Annotated in this window: 1 protein-coding gene; it reads left to right on the top strand. The window is 69.6% G+C overall.

Features of this window, described 5'->3' with window-relative positions; translation table 11 throughout:
- The first annotated feature begins 249 nt into the window (after positions 1-249).
- The gene (locus MJ783_RS21855; protein ID WP_239313431.1) at positions 250-4350 is read left to right on the top strand and encodes a TIR domain-containing protein; all 4101 of its coding nucleotides are present in this window, start codon (positions 250-252) and stop codon (positions 4348-4350) included.
- The last annotated feature ends 707 nt before the right edge of the window (positions 4351-5057 follow it).

The following is a 5057-nucleotide window of genomic DNA, read 5'->3' as shown; positions in this document are numbered from 1 at the left end:
ACCGGTACGCCAGATGTCAGATAATGCAGCGGCCACAGGTCGCCTATCACGTTCCAGCAGATTCTTCTGGTCGACACGCGACGTGCCGCGCCGATATGTTGGCGAATCTCGACCGATGTAGGCGGGGCAGCGTTGAAGCGCACCATACCCTTCCACGGTGCATGTGGATGGCCTCACAAGGCGACTACAAAACGTAGCAGATCGTAACGCTGTGCGACCTTCGCGCAGCCCTGATGGGGGTGCACTGTGGTGCGGGTGTTCATCAGCCATGCCAGCCAGGACTTGGCGGTGGCGAGCCGGGTTGCGGGGTGGCTGCGCGACGCGGGGCACACGGTGTTCCTCGACCATGATATGGACGGCTTACGGGTCGGGGACGGCTGGGCGGACCGGCTGTTCGCCGAGCTGTACACCGCTGACGGGCTGGTTGCGGTGGTCACCGCCGCGTTCGCCGTATCGCCGTGGTGCGCCGCCGAGGTCGGGATCGCCCGCGCGCACGGCGTGCGCATCCTGCCGGTCCGTGCCGAGCGGGGTGTCTCCCACCGGCTGGTCTCGGCCGAGACACAGTGGACCGACCTCGAGGGTGACGGCACCCAGGCTCGCGACGCACTGGTGGATGCGCTGCGCCAGCTCGACGGCACCGGCGGGGCACCCTGGTCGGCGGGTCTGCCGATCTACCCCGGCCTGGTTCCCTTCGACGCCGGCCAGGCCCGGGTGTTTTTCGGCCGCGATGACGAGGCGCGGCGGCTCGCCGAGCGGCTACGCGTCCCGGCTTCACCAGCCGGCGCCGGCCTGCTCGCCCTCGTCGGCCCCTCGGGTTGCGGTAAGTCATCGCTGGCCCGTGCCGGGCTGGGTCCGCTGTTGGCCGCCGAACCGGACTGGCTGGTCCTGCCCCCGCTCGTCCCCGCCGACGACCCGGACGCCGACCCTGTGTCCGCCCTGGGCCGGCTGCTCGCCGCAGAGGCCCGCCGTCGCGAGCTGGGCTGGCCTTCCGGCAGGGCCGCCGCCGAGTTGGCCCGGCCAGACGGGCTGGCCCGCCTGGCGGCGGACCTGCTCGCCGACGCCCAACCGGCACGCCACCTTCTGCTGCTCGTCGACCAGGCCGAGGAGCTGCTCACCCGCACTGCCGTGCCCGCCCGCCAGGCGTTCGCCGCGCTGCTGCGGGAGGCTACCAGCAGGCCCGGCCGAGTACGGGCGGTTGCCACCCTGCGCTCGGAGTTCCTCGACCCGCTGGCAGCCCTGGCCGCCCAGGCCGGGATGCCTTTGGGTTCGTTCGTGCTGCCCCCGCTGGCCCACGACCTGCTGCCGCTGGTCATCACTGGGCCAGCCCGCCACGCCGGGATCACCGTCGACGATGAACTCGTCGCCCGGATGGTCGCCGACACCGGCAGCGGCGACGCCCTGCCGCTGCTCGCGTTCGTCCTCAACCAGCTCGCCGAAGGCGTGCCCCGCGGCGGCACGCTGTCCGCGCAGCGGTACAGCGACCTCAGGGGTGTGCGAGGGGCTCTCGCCGGCCAGGCCAACGCGGCGCTGGTCGCCGCTGCGGCGGCCACCGGCCGCTCCGAATCCGACGTGCTTGCCGGTCTGCTGCGGCTGGTCACCGTCGACGAGACCGGGCAGGTCAGCCGCCGGCGGGTGGCCCTGACCAGCCTGCCCGCCCGAGTCCGCACCGAGCTGGACGCCTTCGTCGCCCGCCGGCTGCTCATCATCACTACCGCCAGCAGCGAGAGGGGGGATCCGGCGGGCGGCACCGGCGCTCCCGGCCTCGGCCCCGTCATCGATATCGCCCACGAACAGATCCTCACCGCCTGGCAGCCGCTGGCGACCGCCATCGCCGCCGCGATGGACACCTTGCGGGCGCGGGCCAGTGCCGCCGACGCCGCGGACGCCTGGGAGCGCGCCGGCCGGCCCACCGATCACCTGTGGGAACTCGGCCGCGCCACCGACGCCGCCGACACCCTGAAAGGCGACGACCTGGCACCCGCCACTCGGGTGTTCCTTACTGCCAGCCGCCGCCATGGCCGGCGCCGACGAGTCCGCGCGTTCGCAGTCTTGTTCGCCCTGCTGCTCCTGGCCGTCAGCGGCGGCGTCCGTGCGGTGGCCAACCAGCGGCAAGCGGCCGCGCAGCGCGACCACGCCGTGGCCCGCCTAGCCGCCGCCGAAGCCGAAAAACTCCGCGACAGCCAGCCCGGGCTGGCCAAACAGTTGAGCATCGTCGCTTACCGGATGGACCCGCAGGCCAACACCGCACCCTTATTGGACAACTTGGAGACTCCCGGCGTCTACGACGCCCAGGATCCGGTAGCCGACATCGGCCAGACCACAAACGGCACCACGCTCGCCCTGTCCACCGGCCGCGAGGTCGCCCTGTGGGACGTCGACGGCCACCCGAAAGGGCGCAGGATCCCACTGCCTGGCGCCCGCGCCGTCGCGCTGAGCCCGGACGGGCGGCTGCTGGCGGCGACCGCCTCCAGCACCGGCCCACGCGGGGCCGCGCTGGGGCTGTGGAACGTCACCGTCCCCGACCGGCCAGTCGTCGTCGCCGTTCCCCCCGGGACACCGGCCGGTGTCACCTCGATCGCCTTCAGCGCGGACGGGCGGCTGCTCGCGCTCGGCACAGTCACCGGCGTCATCCAGTTGTGGGAGGTCCCCGGCCTGGCCACGCCGCGCCTGTTGAGGGACCTGACCGGTCACACCGGGCAAGTGGACTCGCTGGCATTCGCGCCCTCCGGCACGGTGTTGGCCAGCGCCGCAGACGACCGCAGCGTCCGGCTGTGGAACCTCGCCGACCGGGCCCGGAGCACCGCGGCGTCCGTGCTCGGCGGCGCACCGATCGGCACGGACCTGTCCGACTCGCCGATGCACCGTGTGGCGTTCCGCCCGGACGGCGACGTCCTGGCAGGACCCGGCGACGACGACGCCAACGGGATGCGGCTGTGGAACGTGCGCGACCTGGCGCGCCCGGCGCTTCTCACGGCGAAGGACGACTCGGGGGCGAACTGCCGGAACACCTTGGTATCAGCCGCGTTCAGAGCGGACGGCAAGGTGCTGGCTACCTCCTGCGGCGACCATCTGAACTTGTGGACAGTCGACGACCCGTCGCGCATCGACGACGTCAACGACGTCCAAGAGCCGCTACCTTCATCGTCCGGGGGAGGAACCACCCTCTTCAGCCCCCACGGCTCCTGGCTGCTGCACGCCACCCGCTTCGGCGTCCACCTGTGGGACGTCGAAAACGCCCCCCAGCTGGGCGCGGCGGGCAGCTTCGGCCCGGCGCCATCCGGTTTCGACGTGGCCGTGCGGTTCAGCGGTGGCCCCCGGCGGCTGCTGGCGGTGCAAGGAGCTAGCGACGGATTCCTGTGGGACCTCTCGGATCAGCCGCCACACCACAAACTGGCCGACCTACCCGGCAGCGGCAACATCGGCGCGGCAGGAGCCGCGTTCAACCCCGATGGCAGCGTCCTCGCCACCAGCGATCAGGACGGCGACCGGATCGTTCTCCACCTGCGCAGCACGGATCATCCCCGCACCCCGCTGGCCACTGTGAGCACCTTCGCCAACGGCGTGGGAGCTCTGGCTTACAGCCCGGACGGCCGCGTGCTGGCCGTCGCCGACAACACCAGCAGAACCGACCAGCCGGCACCACCCGCGGTGAAATTGTTCGACGTCACCGATCCCTCCCACCCGAGCCAACTCGCTACTATGCCAGGCCTCGTCTTCCGCCTGACTTTTGCCCCCCACGGCCACCTGCTAGTCGGCAACACCGCCGACACCTTGATGCTGTGGAATATCTCCGATCCCCGCCACCCCGTCCCGGAACCAACCCGCTACCTGACCCCCGGATCGATGGTCTCGGAATCCGTCTTCCGCCCCGACGGCAAGCTGCTCGCCGTCACCGACAGTGCCGACAAGACCTGGCTATGGCAGGTCGACCACGACCAACTGGCACATGACCCGACCGTGGTACGCACGATCGGGTCGGGAACGGGCATCGACTTCACGCCCGATGGCCGGACCCTGGCGTGGACCAGCAGCGGTAACCTGAGCACCGGCTTCGGAGATAAAAAGGGAGCCATCGAACTGTGGGATGTAACTGACCCGAAGATTCCCGTCTACCGGGCGTCCATCGCCCACAACAGTACAGGCCTCGGCGGCAACGAGATCTCCTTCAGCAAGCAAGGCAAGCCGCTCCTGGCCACTGTCGGCAGCAAGGTCACTGTATGGAGCGCCGACCCCGACACCGCTGTCAGCTACCTCTGCGCAAGCGTCGGCGACGTGATTAGCAGCGACCAGTGGTCCAAGTACATCCCTAACACACCCTACCAGCCGCCGTGTCCAGCTTTTAAGTTCTGAGTGCTCGGCGATGCTGTCCGGCACGTCGTTTCCGCATCCGGCTGTAGGGTAGGCGACTGGCGCGGTGACACTTCGCGTTAGGCTCATGGTCCGGTACCTTTGTCCGGGCGGTTTCCCGCTCGTTTCTCATCCCGGCCGTCCATCAGGGCCCCGGCGTTGTTCCTCTCTGTCCGGTTCGGTGATAGTTTGCTATATGCCGTATACTAAAGGGAATCTAGGCTACTGGACTTTAGCACGTGCCCTGACCTGCTATATTGCGATTGCCTTCGGTCCAGTAACCCCATTTCGGATTAGTACGGCGAAGGCTTCGGCGCGGTCATGTAGGTCACGGCGGGCGTGGGCAATGTTGGCTCTGCCGGCCAGTCGGTAGGTATTGAGTGTCAGGTTGCGGAAGCTGGCCATAGCCTGTGGGGCGGCGCCAGTGCGTAGCTGGGAGTGGTCCTCACGGAAAGTGACATCGCGAGTCCAATGTAGACGGTTGTCCGGTAGCCCCGGCGCATTGCTGCGCCGGGGCCCCGTCAGAGTCGGGTAGGCCGCCGGCGAGGTGCCCTGGTTGGGTCCTTTTCCGTCGGCCCCCCGCCGAACCCGCCGGGCGGCGTTAACCGCAACGGGCTCTCCAGTGGTTATGCCGTGGGTTGCGTGGTAGGTCGTCCGGCGTGGATGGCTTCGTGGCATGGCCGGCAGGTGACGAGTGTCTTGCGCCTGTT

Source organism: Protofrankia sp. Cj3 (genome assembly GCF_917627355.1).
Taxonomy (GTDB): domain Bacteria; phylum Actinomycetota; class Actinomycetes; order Frankiales; family Frankiaceae; genus Protofrankia.
The sequence above is the reverse complement of the archived record's forward strand: the minus strand, read 5'-3'. Positions and strand labels throughout refer to the sequence as shown.